Raw genomic sequence first — 882 nt, 5'->3', positions numbered from 1 at the left:
ACAACGTGTTTGTGTATGGTTAGTTGCGTGGTTTAGCGACTAAGTTAGCAAACTTTAACGAACCCGTGAAAATTCCGTAGGAATTTTCGCAAGTAGGGAAGAACAAAGCAATTAATTATACACGGTGTTGGCAGTTCGTTTTTTATTCAACAGGATATTTTGATAATCCAGATTCGCTATGTTCAAAAAGTCCAGACTCATAAAAATAGTTAGCCATTGCTAATCCGTCTCCATTAGATTCTTTAGTTGCTCTCAGTTCAAACCATTTTTCCATAAATTGATTTTGCTCAACTAATTCAGTATTTGTTTCAGAAATCATTTGGTTTAAATCTGTCAAATCGTTTTCGTCAAAAACTTTTACATAAAAATTACTTCCATAAGTATTTATACACAAATCTCCCATTGGTTCCCATATCGCATTATTGCAATCATCGGTTATCATTGTGAAATGAGTATATGAAATAATGTTATTTTCATTTAAGTCCGAAATTATTTGTGTTATTTCTTCGCAATTTTTTGAGGTGTTAAGTTTTAAAGGTATTTCCTTAAATTTATATTGGGTAATATTATGAATAGTGTAATTGTAGTTTTGGTCAAATATGTTTGTTGTTGAAATAAAATTTTCGATTTCATTATCACTATAAGTAGTATCAACAGCTATTAAAATATATTCATTTGACATTTCTCCCAAAAAGTCTTGAGTTCCGTTATAATATTTGAAGTTTATAAAATCACAACTGCTTTGTACTAGTTCAGTTTCATCATCATTAGAGCAACCAATTAATATAATTCCAATTAATAAAGTTAAAATATAATATTTCATAATATTTTTTTTAGTAAATGGTCTTTTGTCCGTTTGGTTGCGTTAAATGACTGCCAACG

Annotated in this window: 1 protein-coding gene; it reads right to left on the bottom strand. The window is 29.3% G+C overall.

Annotated features, from left to right (window positions below; translation table 11 throughout):
* Positions 1-142 precede the first annotated feature (142 nt).
* Positions 143-823, bottom strand: coding sequence for a hypothetical protein (locus ACFQ13_RS03780; protein WP_386114177.1), 681 nt, complete (start codon positions 821-823; stop codon positions 143-145).
* Positions 824-882: the final 59 nt, after the last annotated feature.

Source organism: Winogradskyella rapida, assembly GCF_042675845.1.
Lineage (GTDB): Bacteria > Bacteroidota > Bacteroidia > Flavobacteriales > Flavobacteriaceae > Winogradskyella > Winogradskyella rapida.
This window is presented reverse-complemented; position numbering and strand designations above follow the sequence as displayed.

Bases quoted from the DNA above. Each gene is read 5' to 3' on its own strand.
- ACFQ13_RS03780 (WP_386114177.1), bottom strand. From the start codon at position 823: ATGAAATATTATATTTTAACTTTATTAATTGGAATTATATTAATTGGT.